The following is a 19,234-nucleotide window of genomic DNA, read 5'->3' on the forward strand; positions in this document are numbered from 1 at the left end:
TGATTATCAGGGCAAGGTCGCTCGACCAATCGTATTGGTATCAGTACCGAACCAGAGTGCATTTTCTTTTTCGTCATACACCATATGCCGCACGGTACCGCCACCGCTTTTTATTTCCGTTGGGGTACCAAAGGTATTGCTGGACGGATCAAAGCTCACCAGGCGATTGGGCTGCATGCCTGTTTCAACAAACCACACGTGGCCTTGTTGATCGGCAGCTACAGCATAAGGGCGGGATTTTTCCTGCGCGGGCGTGCGCCACTCATCAATAGCGCCGGTCGAGGGGTTATAACGCCCCAGATGACCTTCGGCATAATCGACATACCACACCATGCCGTCGGGGGTTATCGCCAGCCGGCGCGGACGATTTTCGGCGCGGGGCAAGGTGATTTCAATAATCTTGCCGTCTTCAATGGTGGCGAGTTTGTTGGTGCCAAAAAGTGCAATCCAGGGTTTATCATTCTTGTCGACTAACAAACCGTAAGGACGCGCATTTTTGGTAGCCACCTCGTGCAATGTAATTTTTTCGGTGTCAGTTTTTAGAAAACCAATCTGGTTGCCGCCCTGCACGGTAAACCAGATATCGCCGCCGCGCGTAAAATCCATGGTGTGCACATCGCGAGGCCCTTCGCCGGGCAACATAAATTTCTCGATAGCACCGGTTTCGGGATTGACCAGGCCGATGTGCTCCGCACGATTACCGGCATACCAGGCGCCGCGTTTATTGGCGATCACCGTATGCGGTCCGGTGCCCGCATCCAACGCGTAGCGTTTGAATTCGCCACTGCCGGGGTTGAGCGTGGCTACATAATCGCTGTTTTGGCCGACAAACCAGATTGTATTCGGACCGCCGACCCAGGGATCGCGGGGGAGGGACTTCTCCCAGGGAACCGTCCATTCAGTAATGGTGACCTGTTTTTCGGTAACCTGCTTGGTCTTTTCGGTAATGTCATGTGAGGTGTCTGCGAAGGCAGCACAGGAAAAAAATAACACGCTGACAAGTGCGGACATGCGGGACGATGCGAGCAGCTTCATTGTGCAAACCTCTTATCAATAATTGTCGGTTTTGTTGGCGGCAATGATGAACACCACAGGCGTTAAGGCTATCGTTTTATTGACGCCAGCAGCATATAAAAATTCCTTGGGTGTTGTGTTGATCAGTTCATAGCAACAGAAGCCGGAATTTGAAACACTGGGCATAGCTTAATCGACTACAGCTTTTTATAACAGGAATTAACATGTATTCAACAATTACCCGATTGATCGGCACCGTGTGTATTTTGTCATTGTTTGCCTGCGGCGGCGGTTCATCCTCGGATGGCCCTTCATCAAGTTCGCCTGCCAGTGAACGCTCCAGTTCTTCCGCAAGTTCAACACCTGTCGTGTCTTCAGCCTCCTCCAGCGATGTCAGTAGCTCGGTGTCAATACCATCGTCAGTGAGTAGTGCTTCGCTCAGCTCATCAATCAGCAGCGCGAGCCAAGGCTTCTCCAGCTCATCCGACAGTACGCTATCTGATATTCCCCTGCAAAGCCAGATTACCAAAGTGCAACCGATGACCGGCATTGTGTTATGGGCGGATTCACACAATAGCAGTGTGTTAAAAACCGAAGACGACTACATTCAACTTGAGTACGCCTATGTACGCCCCAGTGATGTGGTGACGGGTGATAACCAGTATGACTGGAGCATGGTGGATAATTTACTGGCGCAAGTGAGTGGGCGCGGTAAACAGGTAATCCTGCGCTGGTACTACGTTTATCCGGGGCGCGAAACGGCGGTGCCGGATTACATCAAAGACGATAGCAATTACCACGAAACTATCGAATCCAGCGAAGGAGAGGACACAGGTTTTCCCGACTGGTCGCACCCTGAGTTACAACAGGCACACCTGGATTTCTATACCGCCTTTGCCGCGCGCTACGACCATGATCCGCGTATCGCATTTTTGCAGGTAGGCTTCGGATTGTGGGGCGAGTACCACATTTACGATCCCGAGGTCCGGTTGGGAGAAAATTTTCCATCCAAAGCCTTCCAGACAACATTTCTAAAACATCTTGATACGGTTTTCGATGAGTTGCATTGGAGTATCTCGATCGACGCCGGTGACAGCAGCAATACGCCGATCGCCAACGATGCTGAATTGCGGGCGCTGCAGTTCGGCAACTTCGACGATTCATTCATGCACAGCGAACACGCGGACTACAACGCGGATATGTGGCGAGTATTCAGCCATACCGCTCGCTATGCACATTCACCCCACGGCGGTGAACTCAGCTACTACTCCGATTATGATCAGGAAAATGCGCTCAACGTTGAGGGCATGTACGGCAGAACCTACGAGGCGTTAAGCGAAGAATTCAACATCACCTACATGATCGGCAACGATCAGCCGGAATACCAGAGCAATGAGCGCATCAAACAAGCGGGCATGGCGAACGGTTATAAATTCCATATCACAGCCTTTCAAGCATCATCATCGCATTCGGTGGTGACTGTTGAGAATCGCGGCATCGCGCCGATTTATTATGACGCCTATGTGGCAATCAATGGTGTGCGGGCTGAACAATCATTAAAAGGCTTGTTGCCCGATGAATCGCTGCAAGTGGAGATTAATGCCGGTGGCAGCGAGCCTGTGCTGACGATTGAAAGTGACCGGTTGGTAGCAGGGCAGGTGATACAGTTTGAAGCAGATTTATAAAGCCTGAAAGAAAAAGAGCCTGATAGCGGGCTCTTTCTCATGCTGGGCATCAATTAGTTATACCGCGTGTCAGTGCTCAGCCCTGACTCGATTGGCCGCACTTCAATCTTGCCTAAGCGGGCGGACGGCCAGTTCAAGGCGATCTGCACAGCTTCTTCCTGATCTTTAACATCAATCAGGAAAAACCCTCCCAACTGCTCCTTGGTTTCCGCAAAAGGCCCGTCGGTAATGGAAGAAATGCCGTTGCGAATTTGCACGGTGTTAGCCTTGCGTGCACTTTGCAGCGGCTCGGTCATAATCAACTTACCGTTTTGGCGCAAGCCATCCACATAAGCCAGGGTTTCATCACGCAAACGTAACCATTCATCGTGCGGCATTTGATGGAAAATGTTTTCATCTTCATAAGCGAGACAGAGAAATTTCATGGATGAATCCTTCAGTGAATACAGTGTCGAGCCAGCTTCTGAATGCAACCGCTGCCGTTTTAGCGGCGGCGGTTAACTTTACGGCTTTTAGACACCGTAGCTGTCTGGGGAGCATAGGGTTTGTTGATCAACAACTGAAAACCGCCAAACGTCATCGCCATCAACCCGACGCAGGTAGCGATAACAAACGCCTCGCGGCTAAAAAGCGCATAGGATAAGGGAATAATCAAAAAGCCAATTGCCAGAAAACCCCAGCCAAGTTTTTGGTTTTTACTCATGATAGTCATCCTGTTATTTTTAGGTACAATGATTGTCAATGATAAAAATTTACTTGATAAAGTATTTTATTCTTTATTCAGCGCATGATTTTTCGTTAATACGCATGATGAAAACTGAAGAAAGTCATTTAAATGAATCGTTATTATCTTCTCAACAATAGGCAGTAGCAATGTTTGGTAGTCATGAACTGCGATGTTGCGAAACCCGATCATTCGCTTCATGACATCCGCGAGATCGGCGTCAATCCAGCTTGCTTGCGCCAGCAGCGTAAATACATCTCTGGCGCTTTGAGGAATGCCCAATCGTTCCTGTCTGATAATATGTTGGCCCATATCAAGCGCAGCTTCGCAGGCGCGTTGTATGTTTAGAATGGCTGCATCCTGGCGGCTATAGTCATTGGCAAAGTTGGGGCCTGCTTTCGCGTATTCCTCGCGTACTCTTTTGATGCATCGCTCAATACTGGAAGCTTTGTTAATGAGAACGTCATTTACCATAAACAGCCCCGTCTTCTCTTATTTCATGCAACAACTCTGCTCTGGCTGTGTCCAGATCGGTTTTCTCACTCAGGATGAAAGCCTCATATAGCCCCGCCTGAACATCCTTTGCCCAGACGCATCGCCCCGTCGTAATAATTTGATATTGCATAACAGTCGATGCGGCGCGCAAATCCAATAGATCCACCTCGTAACCCAGCTTGTTCGCCAGTTGATTAGCCATCTCCCAAAGCAGTAGAGGGTCTGCATAACCCTCAACAAGAACCGCAAGATCCAGATCGCTATGTTCATTTGCAGTATCTTGAGCACGGCTACCAAAGGCATATACAGCCAACACGTTTGGAAGCGCGTCCCGCAGTATCGAACAGATCCATTGTTCAGTATCCGGCTTTATGGAGTAGATGTTCATCGTATGGGTATCTGCTCGGTTTGTTGTTTGTAAGATAAGCGGAATTCTACAAAAAATATAGGCTTATCCCAACAAGTTCAAGGAAAACCATAAAGCTGGTTTGCGTGATCTTCTGTTTCTTTAAAGATTACCCGCATTATTTTCTTCTTCATTCCACTCAGCTGCGTACCCGGCTCTTTTGAGATAATCGCCAATCGAATCGTGAAGTTTCTCTATCCAAAATTCAGTACCGCTTTCGCAGGGCGGGGATGCTCCACCTTGTGCTGAATGAGCGACCAGTCGCCAATAAAACCGGCTGAGGTGGATTGCCTCTGCCCGGGATGCAACGGCGTCCGCTGCGAGGATTTTTTTGGCAAGGGTATCTTGCAGCCGCTCCGCAAAGGCTAACGCCGCTATCTTTTCATCCGGCATACTATAGACAATATTCATATGAGTCGCTCGCTCGGCAGGTATGCGTATTTATAGCTCACTTTCAAAAGCGATGCTCCCTGGGTCCAAAAATCCGGCCGCCCCATTTAGAGAATCCTACCCGATTATCCCTACTTCATGGCTTGTCATTTTACCCTAAGGCTATAAGATGCTTGGCGTCAGCCCATAACGTCCGGCATTGCGTAAAGCGGCCCAATTTCCAGCTCGATGGTTTAACAGGTAGAGAATGCAGAACAAACCTATTGATGAACGTACTTTTTATCGGGGAGTACTGGTGCTGCTAACACTGACCGGGCTTATGGGCCTGGCAGCCAGCGTTTTGCACTACCTGGAGCCGGAACCAGAGCTTATGGATTTAGTCATCCCGCCCCTGGTTAGTCTCGCGAATCTTGCACTTGCGATTTGGCTAATATGTCAGCCGAAGCGCCTCTTACACGTCGTCTATTCAGCTTTTGTTGTAGGCATTGCCGCACTGTCGTTACCGGCCTGGTATTACAGCCTGCGCGCGAATCAATCTCCCGATATTCTGCTGATTAACATTTTCCCGCCTATTTCCTCCTTCCTCATTATTCTGATTGTGCTGGTGATGGTCATACTTCCACCGCGGCGCGCCTTTCCGATTATGATCGCGGCCTGGGCGTTAAACGCGGTGCCGATCCTGGGTTATTTATTGACACATAAAGAGGAATTCTGGTCACCGCGCGGCCAGGAAATGTTTATGAGTTATGGTTTGGCTATTTTATTGTTATTGGTTTTACTGCCGTTTCAATACCGGGCGCGTCTGCAAATTGAGCGCTTACAACATGATAATTCCCATATGCACAAACTGGCCGAACGCGATGAACTGACGCGACAATATAATCGTTGGGGCGGCCAGCGATTGCTCGATGATTTTATGCGTAGCGGCGTCGCCGGCAGCATCATTATGTTGGACATTGATCACTTCAAGCAGATTAACGATACCCACGGTCACCTGATAGGCGATAGCGTGTTACAACAATTTGCAACGCGTGTGAGTGGCGCACTACGCAGTGACGGTTATTTGATTCGTTGGGGCGGTGAAGAATTTCTGGTTGTGATTCGCGGGATTGCAGAACAGGATGTGTTGACGGTGGCAGAGCGGTTGCGCAATGCAATTAATCGAGAACTGTTTCCCGGGGTAGGCAAATTGACTGCCTCAGGCGGCGCCACGTCACGGCGAGAAGATGACACCTTGGAAAGTTTAATTGCACGGGCGGATAAAGCGCTTTATGAAGCCAAGGTGAATGGTCGTGATCAAGTGGTGTGTGACTAACATCTCCTCGGGACATCCAGAATTCCGAAAATGATCAGTAGTTGGCAATTTACTTTTCTTAATATATTAACCAGGCAGATACCACTTCGATTAGCTGGCTGATTTCAGCATCTTCATATCGAGTTTTCAAAATTCTCTGCACCTCAATTCAAGCTGAATATTGGCTAGAACCATCAGGCCAGCATCAGGTCTTTTCCTCGTATTTTGCAATCCGGGTTTTTTACGCATTGATTCAATAATCATCACGCTATGTGGCATTGCACACAGTCTTTAAAAAGATCTTTGAGGATCATGCCTCTACCTAACAAGAAAAGCCCCCCGATGTTTACGTTTCGTTCTTTGCACTCCGCTTTTTATTTCAAATCATGCAATAACACCGATTAACTACGGAGAATTTTATGCCAATGCGATTAACACCATCAGCGCTGTTCTTGAAAATACTATTCCTGAAAAGTTGCCTTACGGCGTTTCTGTTAGCGAGTGCAAGCCTTGCCAACGCCCAAGCTACCTCTTGGCAGTATTGCGCTAACGAAAATAATACATGCACGTTTTCAGGTGCGAAATTAGTTCGCTACGGCGCTGGCACAGTGTGGACCCAGCGTTTACAGATCAATTCTGTCAGCTGCAATAACGCGACTTTTGGCGATCCCTTACCTGGTACGTATAAGCGCTGCGAAATTGCGGAACCGCAATGGACAACATGTGCAAATGAAAATCAAACATGTACATTCAGTGGCAAAAAAATTGTCCGCTACGGTGCTGATACCCGGTGGAGACAAGGCGAATTTACGAATCAAGTGGAATGCAGAAACAGCGTATTTGGCGATCCGGCGGTAGGCACTTTTAAATCCTGTCAAATCGCGAATGGGGTGAATGACACCACAGCACCTACGCCGCCCACCAATCTGAGATTGTCCAATCTCACCTGTACATCGGCTACCTTGAGTTGGAATGCAGCGACAGACGACATTGCCGTTTCAGCCTATGACGTTTATCACGATGGTCAATTTATGGTGAACGTAGACGGTACAAAACTTTCCGCTGCGTTAACCCTGGAGCCAGGAGCGAACTGGGGTTTATATGTTAATGCTGTTGATGCGGCTGGCAATGTGTCGCAAGCAAGTACCACACTTCAAGTGGGCGTTCCGCAATGTGAAACAGATGTGACGCCACCAACAACTCCGACAAACGTTGAAGGCGCCGCGACCGGCACTTCGATAACGCTGAGCTGGACGGCATCCACCGATAACGTTCAAGTGACGGGTTACGATATTTATCGCAATAACGCAAAAGTCGGCACCACACCTGACCTGACTTACGTTGATTCGGGATTAACAGCTAATACAACCTACCAATACTCGATAGCAGCACGTGATGGGCAAGAAAATGTTTCCGCACGTAGCGCCAATATTAGCGTGACCACCGGTAGCGTTTGTTCCAGCCCGGTTTGCTCGGTTGAACAAGTCACAACCGATACTGATATCCCATGGGGATTGGTAGCGCTGCCAGATGGTTCCATTTTGTATAGCCGTCGCGATGCGCACGACATTATTCGACTGCATGATGGCGTCAAGACAACTGTCGGCACTGTGCCGAACGTGGAAAGTACTGATGGCGAAGGTGGATTGCTAGGTCTTGCGGTTACCCAGGATTTCCCAGCCGACGACCCATGGCTTTATATATTCCACACCAGCGCTACCGACAATCGTGTTGTGCGGATTCAATATATAAACGACGAACTGGATTTATCAACGCAAGAAGTTTTGTTAACCGGCATTCTACGCAATAAATTTCATGATGGAGGCAGACTGCGCTTTGGCCCTGACGGAAAATTATATGTTGCAACCGGTGATGCCCAGGCAGCCAACAGCGCACAAGATATCAATAGCCTCAATGGCAAGATATTGCGAATGAACCCCGATGGCAGCGTACCCTCCGATAATCCTTTCAGTAATTATGTATGGACCTATGGTCATCGCAATCCGCAAGGATTAGCGTTTGATTCTTCAGGTCGCTTATGGCAGCAGGAATTCGGCGACGGCTCGCTTGACGAAACGAACCTGCTGGAAAAAGGCGGTAACTATGGCTGGCCGATTTGTGAAGGCACGCTGTCTAAATCCGGTAGCGGATGTGCTACACCGGGCTTCATAGCGCCCAGGAAGACGTACAGAACGGCAGATGCATCATGTAGTGGTATAGCGATTCTGGAAGACGTACTGTACATCGCATGCCTGCGCGGAAACCGCGTTTATCGCCACGACATTAACGGCAGCGACCTCACCAATTCGCAGCAACTTTTTGTGGGCACTTACGGCAGGATACGGACTGTAGAACCAAGTATTGAAGGTGATTTATGGATGACAACCTCAAACAACGGTGACAAGGATAGTACGCCTAACAACAGCAATGAAGAAATTTTCAAAGTGTATCTGAACAGATAACATCGAAAAAGATCAATGCCGCTCATAGGGCGGCATTGATCTTCCAGTCGAAGAAACGGTCCAGTGTGTCTCTATACAACAACATACAACTACCCTGGTTCATCGTTCAACAATGTTCCGTCAATGTGATAATTAACTAGTGACGATCATTGCCTAAATACCGCGTCAACACCGTCTGCCAATCGTCATTGGCAATTACGCGCAAGAGTGCCAGATTCAATGGGCCACGCAACGGACTATCTTGCTGTACGGCAATAGCATAATCCTGGCGTTCGAATGTCTCTGCTAGCACATCGGTGCGTTTTGGATATTGTTGGTGAGATAGGTGCAACAATATTGGCCGATCATAAACGACCGCTTGAAATTGTCCTTTTGCGAGGCCCTCAGTGGCGGTTGCCAGATTGGGTTGTGGGGAAAAGCCTATTCCGTTGTCACGCAAAAATTCAGCGCTGACAGAATTTTTTACTGTTGCGACACGAACGTTCGGCAAATCATCCAACCCGCGCACACGGGAATCCAGTTGGCTGACGGTAAGGCTCGTGGTGATTGCGGCGGTAAAGCTCGACACAATAATCAAACCGGCAAACATCCATATTAAACCCACGACACGTCCGGCAAGGGTAATGGGTGCTTTATCCCCATAACCGACAGTGGTCATTGTCACTGCCGCCCACCAAAAACTTGAACCAATACCCTCGGCGGGTGAACCGCCAAACATGGCCTGATTTTTATGGCGCTCGGCGAGCCAAAGAAAAACGCCTACCAACAGCAATAGCCCACACAAAGCCGCAATAACCAACATGAATTTCCAGGAGAAGAAACGCTGAAACATATCGATGACCGAGCTTTCCTGACGGGTAACCGCGATAGCCAAACCGGTGGTGTGAAAAGGGTGAGTAAAATCTATTTGTTGTTCCCGCTTCGCCGTGACCGTTAATGCGGCCACGGAAACATCTAATGTGCCATCTTGCAGGCCGCTGATAAGCTCCGATAAGGGCGTCTCGCGAAATTCATACTGCAGTCCCATCTCTTCCGCAATGCGTTGCCATAATTCAATGCTGATTCCGGAGAATGTGCCATCCTCCTCTTTTATCACAAACGGTGGCGCTACCTTGGTCCCGATAATGAGCGGTGCGTTCTCGTTAGATTGAGCGAAGCAGGGCAGAGAAAGGAGCAGGCAGGCGAGATAAATTAAAATGCGATACATAGTGGGCCTCATTGTCACATCCATCCGAAGGGCTGATGAGTCAAATCAGACAGAGGAAAGACTGTACAATTGGAGATGACTTTTGTATTGGTCGAGAAATGATACAGTGTATTAGGTTAGTGTTCAAAGATCTCAAAAGAGGCAATGAATGGCGAGGCTACTTTCCCTGATTATTAACTGATTAGCTCAGGTGTAAATAGTGCTATGTAAAATGACGGATCTAGTTAGGGACAACTGTACTTGAATTATCCTAAAGCTCTAACTCACTTGTAGTTAGAATCGATCTTGGCTCGAACTAAACCTTTTGAAGAAGAAACCTCCCTAAAGGGACAAATTCAGTGGTTCCTATAGGATGCACAGATTTATTTATTCTATGCAAGTGAGGCGAGATGCTTGACTGATTACCTAATACTTGAAGTCCTAGGTGTTCTTGCTCCGCCGAGGTAATAGCAAGTTTACCTTTTATCATGTCTCTCCAATTAGGTTCGTTTATGGAGAGATGTATCCCTTCAAAGTTGATATAACCAAGCCGTGCTGTTTCAATGATTGATTTTATAAGCACCAAATATTTTTCACAGATTTTCTTCCATTGGTTTGCTTCCAATGATTCTGCGATTGCGCAAAGTTCTTTAAATAGCTGCTCAGGTGTGCAGAAGTTGCAAAGCGATGATCCAAAAAAAATCAACCAGTCATAGAATAGTTCAGGGTTTTGTGCTGTGCTGAACCAACGATCACCAATTAGTGACATCAACTCTAAAGTAATACCTGCTTGAGTTTGTAGATTTAGAACTTCGATTGCGGTGAGCTGCTTCGATTTGAGGATAGCGCCTTCAAGATATGAACGACTATAGACTTTTCCATAATCATTAACCAAGCCGACATGCTTTCGAGTGTTTCGATTAACTGAGCCAACCATCCTGACCAAAAATGCGATGTCAAGGTTACATTTTTCTGGATTAAATCCTATAGCAGCTTCATGTAAAGCTTGTTGAAGCAGTGTATATATGTAGAACTCATGGTTCTTGATGGGGGTTTCGAGTATCCAAAGCAGTGTGTATTTTTCCCCGTCGAATACCGTGGCGGTGGGTAGTGGAATACCCTTATTTTCTAATCTTAACGTTAACAGAATGTAAGTGTTCCATTCCACTTTTGGCACTTGTAGGTGAAGACAGTTGGAGTGAGAAAAATTGAGTAGTAGTGGCTGGCCTGAAAAGGCTGCGGTTGAAAAATATATCTCTTCTAATCCGCATGCTTGGCGCGATATTTTTGCAAGGTCAATAGTAGATATTTGGGTTTGCACATAAGACTTTTGCCGCCTCCTGTGCAAAACAAGATTTCCAGCTTGCCCATCCCTAGGATGAAACATCCGAAAAAACTCCTCAGGGCGAGCAAAATTCATTTTGGTTTCACCTACTTTTCAGGGGAAATAGGAAAACTTACATTTCATACCATATATTGTGTATATATACTTACAAAACACAATATATGGTATTTTTACGGCTGGCTAATAATTTTTAGTTATTGTGGCTAAATTTAGCTCTATCTTGTTGGAATATGTGGCGAGGTTAGATTAGAAAGAGAGCTGCCAAGAAGAAGTTACCACGACCGCTGGGCGGCACTATTTGGAAGGCATGCAGGAGTTGAATTCAGGCTTAGTTGCGGATGATACTTATATTTAGAGCTGTGTTAGAGCTGCTGTTCAAGATAAGCTCACATGCCTGAACTTCGCCCAAGTGAGCTTTCCTATACGATAGAGATAGCTGTTGTTTACAATTAGGGGGAATGCCTCATAGCCCACTGTATATGATCAATCAATACCTGCAATAAATCAGGCGAGATGGATCGCAATCAATATTGGTGAGTATATTAGAATTAAAGTTTAATTGAATTAGCACAATTTTTTGGTTCGGATAAAAATGAAGAAGAATAATAGAAAAAAAAGAGTTGTATATGTGATTGGAGCTGGCTTCTCCGCTGGGCTTGGATTTCCAACAATTACTAATTTGCTGCCAAAATTTCTTAAAAAATTAGATAATTCATCTTTATTTCATGAGATAGAAAGAATAATTAGCTTTCATCATCCAAAATTTAATATAAAAGATAAAGATACCTTCCCTAATGTGGAATTGTTGTTATCTGAAATGCAGGCAAATGAACAATTATTTAGAGCGAGTAGGATTACTGATGGAAATTTTAAAGCTGATGATTTGGTCAATATAAGGCAAGAATTTCTCTTTGAATTGGCAAGTTGGTTTCATGAATTGCAAAAAAAATCTTTAAGAAATAAGCCATTATGGCTAGAAAAATTTGTAGATAGAATTCAACAAGAGCAGGCGCAGATTATTTCATTTAATTGGGATTTGGTGTTAGATGAGCTTCTATTTGGTGAATCCCATGATCGGGGGAATTATGGATTTGGACGACGTCGTGATGGGGTTCGTTTAATTAAGCCTCATGGATCTCTTAACTGGTATGAGGGAGATACGGGCCGCTATATAAAGAAAGATAAAAAATACAGATTAACAGGAAGCAAAGAAAAGCCATTCTTTGCTTTTATGCATTATCGTGGCGTTTTTTCAACAAAGCGTACGTATATGCCTTTAATTATTCCACCAGTACAGATAAAGCAGTTCCGAGGGGCTTTGTACAGGCGGCTTTGGCAAGAAACAGTTCATATCATTAGCGAGGCGCATGAAATTAATTTTCTAGGTTATTCTTTGGCTAGTGCAGATTTTCATGCACGTTTTATATTGAGATGTGGTTTTCATAATCAGACAGAGGGGATTATCAAAGCCGATGGTACGCGAGAGGCACCTACGGGGCCTGCGGAGGTGGTAGTTGTAGATCCATCTGAAGCGAGTCAAAAGCGAATTAAGGATGTGATAGGAAACGATTGCGACTATATGTGGCATAAAAAGACAATAGAAGATTGGGTTCTTTCTAAAAAATAATATGTGTTGAGTGTTAGTTGTTAACACCAGAGCTTCTGCTGCCCATATTGAGAATAAGGAGGCTTTTAAAATAGTTGTAGGGGTTTGGATTGCCGAGTTTTCCATGAATCTATTGAAATCTTTACACCATTGGTAAAAAGCCCTCCAAAAGGAGGGCTTTTTATTTCTCATGTCATGAGATGTGTCGCGCTATGACATCGGATGCGTCGCTTATGACACAGGTTGTGTCGTTCGCCGCTAGCCCTTACTTAATCCCAGCTCAAAGCCCCACCAGTCTGATACTCAATCACGCGCGTCTCAAAGAAATTCTTCTCCTTCCGCAAATCCATAATCTCACTCATCCACGGGAAGGGATTCTGTGCACCTGGATACTGCTCTTTCAAGCCAACTTGCGAGCAGCGGCGGTTGGCGATGAAGTGGAGGTATTCTTCCATCATGGCGGCGTTCATGCCGAGGACGCCGCGGGGCATGGAGTCGCGGGCGTAGGCGATTTCGAGTTCGGTGCCTTGCAGGATCATCTGGATAACTTCTTGCTGGAATTCTTGCGTCCACAGGTGCGGGTTTTCCAGTTTGATCTGGTTGATCACGTCGATGCCGAAGTTCAAGTGCATGGATTCGTCGCGCAGGATGTATTGGAACTGCTCGGCGACGCCGGTCATCTTGTTGCGGCGGCCCATGCTGAGGATTTGGGTAAAGCCGCAGTAGAAGAAGATGCCTTCGGTGACCACATAGAAAGCCACGAGGTTGCGCAGCAGTTCCTGGTCGTTTTCCGGGGTGCCAGTTTTGAAGGTGGGGTTGCCGAGGCTTTGGGTGTGCTTGAGGCTCCACGCGGCTTTGTTGGCAACGCTGGGTAATTCGCGGTACATGTTGAAGACTTCGCCTTCGTCCATGCCCAGGGATTCGATGCAGTATTGGTAGGCGTGGGTGTGGATGGCTTCTTCAAACGCCTGACGCAGGATGTACTGGCGGCACTCGGGGTTGGTGATCAAGCGGTAGATCGCCAGTGCGAGGTTGTTGGCGACCAGTGAGTCGGCGGTGGAGAAGTAGCCGAGGCTGCGCATGACCAGGCGGCGTTCGTCTTCGGTGAGGCCGTCTTTGCTGCGCCACAGGGCGATGTCGGCGGTCATGTTCACTTCTTGCGGCATCCAGTGGTTGGAGCAGCCGTCCAGGTATTTTTGCCAGGCCCAGTCGTATTTAAAGGGTACGAGCTGGTTAAGGTCGGCGCGGCAGTTGATCATCATCTTGTCGTCAACCTGGATGCGCGCGGCGCCCATTTCCAGTTCTTCGAGGCCGGGGGTTGGGTCGAGGTCAGCCAATGCAGCGCGGGCTTTGGCCAGTTCGGGGCTGACTTTTTCGTTGGGGTTGTTTGCCGGTGCGGCAGCCTGGGCTTCAGTGTCTGCCGGGCGTGCGGGGGCTTTCGGCTCGCGGTAGGCGGGGGCCGATTTTGCTTTGGGGGTTTCTTCGTTGTTGAAATCGTCCCAACTCAGCATGGGTTTGGTCCTTTCTGTTGAGGGTTTTAAGTCGCCAGGGCCTGGGCCTGGTTGCAAGTGTTTTGTGCCCTGATCGGGCTTATTTGTCGGATTACGCCGCTGTGCGGCTAATCCGACCTACGTTTTAGTTTGACCGGAGGGCGGTCGGGGTTATCCGACCGAATCCGGGTTATTGGCATGCTTCGCAGTCGGGGTTGTCGATGGAGCACGCCTTGGGTACCGGGGCGGCTTCGCTGAAGCTGCTGGCTTCCTTGGCAGGTGCCGCGGCGACGCCGTTGCTGCCACCACCGGAGGAAACCGCGTTGAGCGAGCCGGTGTTAATGGTGGATTTTTCCGTGGTGGTTGCGGCCAGGGCACGGAGGTAATAGGTGGTTTTCAAACCACTGAACCAGGCCATACGGTAGGTGATGTCCAGCTTCTTGCCGTTGGCACCCGCGATATACAGGTTGAGGCTTTGTGCCTGGTCGATCCACTTCTGGCGACGGCTGGCGGCTTCCACAATCCAGCGCGGCTCGACTTCAAACGCGGTGGCATAGATGGCTTTCAGGTCGGCCGGGATGCGGTCGATCTTTTGCACCGAACCTTCGTAGTACTTGAGGTCGTTGACCATCACGCTGTCCCACAGGCCGCGTTCTTTCAGGTCGTGTACCAGGTGCGGGTTGACCACGGTGAACTCGCCGGACAGGTTGGATTTCACGTACAGGTTTTGATACGTCGGCTCAATGGATTGCGTAACGCCGGTGATGTTGGAGATAGTCGCCGTCGGCGCAATCGCCATCACGTTGGAGTTACGCATACCTTTGGTTTTCACCTCTTCGCGGAGCGTGTCCCAATCGAAGGTCTGGCTGCGGTCGACCTTGATGTAGTTTTCACCCCGGTTTTGTACCAGCAGGTCGATAGAGTCGATGGGCAGTGTGCCCTTGCTCCACAAGGAACCATCGAAGGTCGAGTATTTACCGCGCTCTTGCGCCAGTTCGCACGATGCTTTGATGGCGAAGTAGCTGATGGCTTCCATGGAGGTATCGGCAAACTGCACGGCGTCATCGGAGCCATAGGCAATACGTTGCAGGTACAGCGCATCCTGGAAGCCCATCAGGCCCAGGCCGATGGGGCGGTGACGCAGGTTAGAGGCCTTGGAGGTCGCCACGGCGTAGTAGTTAATGTCGATCACGTTGTCGAGCATACGGATCGCGGTTTTCACGGTGCTTGCCAGTTTGGCCTGGTCCAGCTTGCCGTCGACAATGTGTTGCGCCAGGTTCACTGAACCCAGGTTACACACAGCGATTTCTTCGTTGGCCTTGGTGTTGAGGGTGATCTCGGTACACAGGTTGGACGAGTGCACCACGCCCACGTGTTGCTGCGGGCTGCGCAGGTTGCACGGGTCTTTAAAGGTCATCCACGGATGGCCGGTTTCAAACAGCATGCCCAGCATCTTGCGCCACAGGTCCAGCGCGCGGATGGTTTTGTGGACCTTGATCTTGCCTTGGGCGGCCAGTTGTTCGTAATGCTCGTAACGCGCTTCGAATGCCTTGCCGTAGAGGTCGTGCAAATCGGGCACGTCATTGGGCGAGAACAGGGTCCAGCTCTTGTCGTCGAACACGCGCTTCATGAACAGGTCGGGAATCCAGTTGGCGGTGTTCATGTCGTGGGTGCGGCGGCGGTCGTCACCGGTGTTTTTACGCAGTTCGAGGAATTCCTCGACATCCATATGCCAGGTTTCCAGATAGGCACACACGGCGCCTTTGCGCTTGCCACCCTGATTGACGGCCACCGCAGTATCGTTGGCCACTTTCAGGAAGGGTACAACGCCTTGGGATTTACCGTTGGTGCCTTTGATGTAGGCGCCCAGTGCGCGCACGGGGGTCCAGTCGTTGCCCAGGCCGCCGGCAAATTTGCTGAGCATGGCGTTGTCTTGCATGGCGCCATAGATGCCGTGCAGGTCATCGGGCACGGTGGTCAGGTAGCAGGACGACAGCTGTGAACGCAGGGTGCCGGAGTTAAACAGGGTCGGGGTGGAGCTCATGTAATCGAAGGACGACAACAGGCGGTAGAACTCAATGGCACGTTCTTCGCGGTTCTCTTCCTGAATTGCCAGGCCCATGGCCACACGCATAAAGAACACCTGCGGCAGTTCAATGCGCACGTCGTTGCTGTGGATAAAGTAGCGGTCGTACAGGGTTTGCAGGCCGAGGTAAGTGAATTGCAGGTCGCGGTCCGCGATCAGTGCTTTGCCCAGCGCTTCCAGGTCAAAGTTCAGCAGCTCCGGCGACAACAATTCCAGCTCTACACCCTTCTGGATGTAAGCGGGCAGGGCGCGGGCGTAGTACAGCTCCATATCGGACTGGGTGGCTTGAGTCGCCACGCCGAGGAATCCCAGGGCTTCGGCGCGCAGTTTGTCGAGCAAAAGACGGGCAGTGGCAAAGGAATAGTTGGGTTCTTTTTCCACCAGGGCGCGGGCGGTAATCACCAGCGAGGTGTTGACGTCTTTCAGGTTCACGCCGTCATACAGGTTGCGCATGGCTTCATCGAGGATGGCTTTTTCATCCACACCGGTCAGGCCCACACAGGCTTCGCTGACGATAGTGCGCATGCGGCCAATATCCAGCGGCGCGCGGGTGCCATCTTCCAGTACCACATTAATACTTGGGTAATCCGGGTCGGCGGATACGGCCTGGGCGCGTTTCTGGGCGCGCATACGGGCGTGTTCTTCACGGTACAGCACATAGTCACGCGCGATCTTTTGTTCACCGGAACGCATCAGGATGAGCTCAACCTGGTCCTGGATTTCTTCGATATGGATGGTGCCACCGGAGGGCATACGACGCTTGAAGGTCGCAGTGATTTGCTTGGTGAGATTGTCGACGGTTTCGTGTACCCGGCTCGATGCAGCAGCGGTGCCGCCTTCAACGGCCAAAAACGCCTTGGTCATGGCCACGGCGATCTTGCTGGCATCAAAAGGAACTACAGTCCCATTGCGCTTGATGACGCGCAACTGACCCGGCGCGGTGGCCGAAAGGTTGGTGCCGTGGTGGTGTTCTGCTTGTGATTGGGTGCCGGTGGCCGGGGTAATATCAGTTTCTGTATGCATAGGTGGCTCCGCCTGATTCCGTCGAGGGAGTGAATGTTTGTAAGTCGTTTATATAAAAATGATTAAGCAACAGCTGTTGAGTCAATAACGTCTGGATCAATAGTTGTTAAATCAGTTAGCGCTTGAACAGCGCTAATTGTTGGGTTTCGCGGTCATGGCTGGTACCTCTTTAGCCGTGTTTTAGCCGTGTCATCACTGTGGATTGGAAACCACTGTATGAGTTGCCTGGTGCAGATCCGTCTATTGAGTACTGGCACGCCGGGTGGCGCTTCGGCGTATCTTTCTTTATGTCCATGCACAAAGTTCAAGTAGTGCATGAAGTCTTGGGTGCTAAGCGGTTAATACAACTCAAAAAAACCACGTGCACCTGATCCAGTAGTTCAATTTGCAGGACCGGTTTACACGCAATAATGGCTGTGAATCAATTGTGGGAGTCAGGGTGACTGCGCCACAGCTAAACCCCATATATAGGGGTGTTTCACATGTGGGCTACAAGATAATGCGGTTTTTTGTTTATTGCAAGCGGAGAAAGCTGGGGGCTGGTTGTGGATAAAGTGTGGGTAATTCGTTGTAACCGCGCTATAACGGGGATTGGGCAGACATACCCGATCCCGGCTCCATTTAGACTTTTTACTTATGCTCAAAATCGTGAGTTATTCCCCAAACTTTTACTGCAGCGGAATAACTGTTCATTCAACGCTACTCAATGATGACACGCGTGTTTGGCGTCACAGTCCTTGTGGGCCGAATGAAGATGCCAAACGCCAAGCGAACACCCAGAATCCATTTGATCGTTTCATAGCCAAGCCAGCATCCAAAACAGGTAAAAGCCGCCACCATCATTGGCTCCAGGATCGGACCGAAGGGCGAATCAAGGAAATAAGCGCGCAGCCAATAAATACCCAACACAATAAAAGTTTGATGGAGGATGTACCAACAGTAGACGGCTTGATTGGCATAGCGAACCTGTGGCGAGGACCGGTTTAACCAGACCTGAGCGTAGCCAATAATGGCCATAATCCACAGCCAGCCGTTGGCGGACCAGATCAATCCACGCAGTGGACCCTCCACAGTTGCCAGTGCGGCCCAGTAGTGGCTGAGCTCGCCACCACGAACATAAAACACAATGGCGGCGTAGCTAGCGAGCGCGAGGATCAATGACAGCAGGCACAGCTTACCTAGGCTGTCCCACAGCCGTGTGCTACGAACGAACCCGAAGCCAAGCAGAAAAACGGCAAAGTAGCGAGCGTGGTTGTACCAGTCGTCTACCAGTTTATGGGTAGTGGGAAACTGCTCCCACAGCCATTCGCCTATGCCGAAGAGCACCAGGATTGGGAGCACATAGAGCAGGCTCAAGGGCAGCCTGTCGGCCAAGAGCCTTGCTTGATTTGCAACAGCGGGACGATTGAAAACCGGATAAATCATCCAGATCAGCACGATGTATACAAACAGGTAAGGCAGATACCAGAGGTGGTTCCAGATGACGTTGGAGCCGGAGAATCGGCCGTAAGCCGGGGGTAAAGGATCACCGAACCCGAATGGAAACCCCAGGTAGTGGCGCCAGAACTCCAGATAACCCATGTCAGGAATAGCACCCGCCATCTTCGACTCCACAAATGACTGGGGTGCCACAATCACCAGGCTGCCCACGACCAGGGGCAATAGCAGTTTGCGCGTGCTGGCAAGTATAAATCTCCAGCCGTGGTATCGGTGGAGCTGGTAGGATACCGCCGCACCGCTGATCAGAAACAGCAGCGACATGCGCCACTGATTGGACCAGAGCATCGGGTATTGCAGAAGTTCGCTCTGATACACGCTTTTGATATGCCAGCCCCAGTCGGCCACGTAAGCCATGCCCAGGTGGTACACAATCAGCAGCCCAAAGGCCAGCACACGCAGCCAATCCAGTGCATGACGTCGTTGCTGGGACCAATGAACCGGGGTTTGCGGTAGAGCAATAGTCATGAATAATCTCCGACAGGGGACGATGAATGCCCGCACAATTGCCGGCCTCAAGTGCGCAGTGTG

Annotated in this window: 16 protein-coding genes; 4 read left to right on the forward strand and 12 right to left on the reverse strand. The window is 49.5% G+C overall.

Annotation, left to right across the window (positions count from 1 at the left end; translation table 11 throughout):
- Window positions 1-6: 6 nt before the first annotated feature.
- On the reverse strand, window positions 7-1,035 hold the full coding sequence (locus CBR65_RS01230) for a lyase (RefSeq protein ID WP_087465173.1): 1,029 nt from the start codon (window positions 1,033-1,035) through the stop codon (window positions 7-9).
- A 15-nt stretch (window positions 1,036-1,050) separates the two neighbouring features.
- Window positions 1,051-1,200: a hypothetical protein gene (locus tag CBR65_RS21965; RefSeq protein WP_157671938.1), complete on the reverse strand. Its 150-nt coding sequence runs from the start codon at window positions 1,198-1,200 to the stop codon at window positions 1,051-1,053.
- Between the two features lie 38 nt (window positions 1,201-1,238).
- On the opposite strand from CBR65_RS21965, the gene CBR65_RS01240 reads away from it, so the two are divergent.
- Window positions 1,239-2,699 (forward strand): DUF4832 domain-containing protein, encoded by a 1,461-nt coding sequence (locus CBR65_RS01240; protein ID WP_157671939.1) that lies wholly within the window; start codon window positions 1,239-1,241, stop codon window positions 2,697-2,699.
- A 53-nt stretch (window positions 2,700-2,752) separates the two neighbouring features.
- On the opposite strand, the gene CBR65_RS01245 is transcribed toward CBR65_RS01240, so the two are convergent.
- From CBR65_RS01245 to CBR65_RS01265, 5 genes are all read right to left on the reverse strand, one after another.
- Entirely contained in the window at window positions 2,753-3,124 is a 372-nt protein-coding gene (locus CBR65_RS01245; RefSeq protein ID WP_087465176.1) for a YciI family protein, read from the reverse strand.
- A gap of 59 nt (window positions 3,125-3,183) precedes the next feature.
- Window positions 3,184-3,402, reverse strand: a complete 219-nt coding sequence (locus CBR65_RS01250) for a hypothetical protein (RefSeq protein ID WP_087465177.1) — start codon at window positions 3,400-3,402, stop codon at window positions 3,184-3,186.
- A 66-nt stretch (window positions 3,403-3,468) separates the two neighbouring features.
- Window positions 3,469-3,897 (reverse strand): DUF86 domain-containing protein, encoded by a 429-nt coding sequence (locus CBR65_RS01255; protein WP_087465178.1) that lies wholly within the window; start codon window positions 3,895-3,897, stop codon window positions 3,469-3,471.
- Entirely contained in the window at window positions 3,887-4,306 is a 420-nt protein-coding gene (locus tag CBR65_RS01260) for a nucleotidyltransferase domain-containing protein (protein ID WP_087465179.1), read from the reverse strand. Before CBR65_RS01260 ends, CBR65_RS01255 begins: the two co-directional genes overlap by 11 nt.
- A gap of 120 nt (window positions 4,307-4,426) precedes the next feature.
- Window positions 4,427-4,735, reverse strand: coding sequence for a hypothetical protein (locus CBR65_RS01265; protein ID WP_087465180.1), 309 nt, complete (start codon window positions 4,733-4,735; stop codon window positions 4,427-4,429).
- Window positions 4,736-4,961: 226 nt separating this feature from the next.
- Here CBR65_RS01265 and CBR65_RS01270 point away from each other — a divergent pair, with 226 nt between their 5' ends.
- Both CBR65_RS01270 and CBR65_RS01275 read left to right on the forward strand, forming a co-directional pair.
- Window positions 4,962-6,029, forward strand: a complete 1,068-nt coding sequence (locus CBR65_RS01270; protein WP_087465181.1) for a GGDEF domain-containing protein — start codon at window positions 4,962-4,964, stop codon at window positions 6,027-6,029.
- 869 nt (window positions 6,030-6,898) lie between these two features.
- Complete coding sequence (locus CBR65_RS01275) at window positions 6,899-8,470, forward strand: PQQ-dependent sugar dehydrogenase (RefSeq protein WP_198300850.1); 1,572 nt, start codon at window positions 6,899-6,901, stop codon at window positions 8,468-8,470.
- 136 nt (window positions 8,471-8,606) lie between these two features.
- Here the strand turns inward: CBR65_RS01275 and CBR65_RS01280 are convergent, their stop codons facing one another.
- Together CBR65_RS01280 and CBR65_RS01285 are read right to left on the reverse strand one after the other, a co-directional pair.
- Window positions 8,607-9,677, reverse strand: a complete 1,071-nt coding sequence (locus CBR65_RS01280; RefSeq protein WP_198300851.1) for a transporter substrate-binding domain-containing protein — start codon at window positions 9,675-9,677, stop codon at window positions 8,607-8,609.
- Between the two features lie 295 nt (window positions 9,678-9,972).
- A complete protein-coding gene (locus CBR65_RS01285; RefSeq protein ID WP_157671940.1) occupies window positions 9,973-11,076 on the reverse strand; it encodes a hypothetical protein in 1,104 nt (367 codons plus the stop codon).
- Window positions 11,077-11,593: 517 nt separating this feature from the next.
- Between CBR65_RS01285 and CBR65_RS01290 the strand changes: the two genes are divergently transcribed.
- On the forward strand, window positions 11,594-12,628 hold the full coding sequence (locus tag CBR65_RS01290; protein WP_087465185.1) for a hypothetical protein: 1,035 nt from the start codon (window positions 11,594-11,596) through the stop codon (window positions 12,626-12,628).
- Between the two features lie 248 nt (window positions 12,629-12,876).
- Here CBR65_RS01290 and CBR65_RS01295 read toward each other — a convergent pair whose 3' ends face one another.
- The 3 genes from CBR65_RS01295 to CBR65_RS01305 all read right to left on the reverse strand — a co-directional run bounded on the left by CBR65_RS01295 (window position 12,877) and on the right by CBR65_RS01305 (window position 19,171).
- The gene (locus tag CBR65_RS01295) at window positions 12,877-14,118 is read right to left on the reverse strand and encodes a ribonucleotide-diphosphate reductase subunit beta (protein WP_087465186.1); all 1,242 of its coding nucleotides are present in this window, start codon (window positions 14,116-14,118) and stop codon (window positions 12,877-12,879) included.
- 169 nt (window positions 14,119-14,287) lie between these two features.
- Complete coding sequence (locus CBR65_RS01300) at window positions 14,288-17,206, reverse strand: ribonucleoside-diphosphate reductase subunit alpha (protein WP_087465187.1); 2,919 nt, start codon at window positions 17,204-17,206, stop codon at window positions 14,288-14,290.
- A gap of 699 nt (window positions 17,207-17,905) precedes the next feature.
- A complete protein-coding gene (locus CBR65_RS01305) occupies window positions 17,906-19,171 on the reverse strand; it encodes an acyltransferase (RefSeq protein WP_087465188.1) in 1,266 nt (421 codons plus the stop codon).
- Window positions 19,172-19,234 lie beyond the last annotated feature (63 nt).

This window comes from Cellvibrio sp. PSBB006 (genome assembly GCF_002162135.1).
Classification (GTDB): Bacteria; Pseudomonadota; Gammaproteobacteria; order Pseudomonadales; family Cellvibrionaceae; genus Cellvibrio.

Excerpts from the sequence above, each read along its gene's own strand:
- CBR65_RS01230 (WP_087465173.1), bottom strand. The coding sequence starts at position 1,035 with ATGAAGCTGCTCGCATCGTCCCGCATGTCCGCACTTGTCAGCGTGTTA.
- CBR65_RS21965 (WP_157671938.1), bottom strand. The coding sequence starts at position 1,200 with ATGCCCAGTGTTTCAAATTCCGGCTTCTGTTGCTATGAACTGATCAAC.
- CBR65_RS01240 (WP_157671939.1), top strand. The coding sequence starts at position 1,239 with ATGTATTCAACAATTACCCGATTGATCGGCACCGTGTGTATTTTGTCA.
- CBR65_RS01245 (WP_087465176.1), bottom strand. The coding sequence starts at position 3,124 with ATGAAATTTCTCTGTCTCGCTTATGAAGATGAAAACATTTTCCATCAA.
- CBR65_RS01250 (WP_087465177.1), bottom strand. The coding sequence starts at position 3,402 with ATGAGTAAAAACCAAAAACTTGGCTGGGGTTTTCTGGCAATTGGCTTT.
- CBR65_RS01255 (WP_087465178.1), bottom strand. The coding sequence starts at position 3,897 with ATGGTAAATGACGTTCTCATTAACAAAGCTTCCAGTATTGAGCGATGC.
- CBR65_RS01260 (WP_087465179.1), bottom strand. The coding sequence starts at position 4,306 with ATGAACATCTACTCCATAAAGCCGGATACTGAACAATGGATCTGTTCG.
- CBR65_RS01265 (WP_087465180.1), bottom strand. The coding sequence starts at position 4,735 with ATGAATATTGTCTATAGTATGCCGGATGAAAAGATAGCGGCGTTAGCC.
- CBR65_RS01270 (WP_087465181.1), top strand. The coding sequence starts at position 4,962 with ATGCAGAACAAACCTATTGATGAACGTACTTTTTATCGGGGAGTACTG.
- CBR65_RS01280 (WP_198300851.1), bottom strand. The coding sequence starts at position 9,677 with ATGTATCGCATTTTAATTTATCTCGCCTGCCTGCTCCTTTCTCTGCCC.
- CBR65_RS01285 (WP_157671940.1), bottom strand. The coding sequence starts at position 11,076 with ATGAATTTTGCTCGCCCTGAGGAGTTTTTTCGGATGTTTCATCCTAGG.
- CBR65_RS01290 (WP_087465185.1), top strand. The coding sequence starts at position 11,594 with ATGAAGAAGAATAATAGAAAAAAAAGAGTTGTATATGTGATTGGAGCT.
- CBR65_RS01295 (WP_087465186.1), bottom strand. The coding sequence starts at position 14,118 with ATGCTGAGTTGGGACGATTTCAACAACGAAGAAACCCCCAAAGCAAAA.
- CBR65_RS01300 (WP_087465187.1), bottom strand. The coding sequence starts at position 17,206 with ATGCATACAGAAACTGATATTACCCCGGCCACCGGCACCCAATCACAA.
- CBR65_RS01305 (WP_087465188.1), bottom strand. The coding sequence starts at position 19,171 with ATGACTATTGCTCTACCGCAAACCCCGGTTCATTGGTCCCAGCAACGA.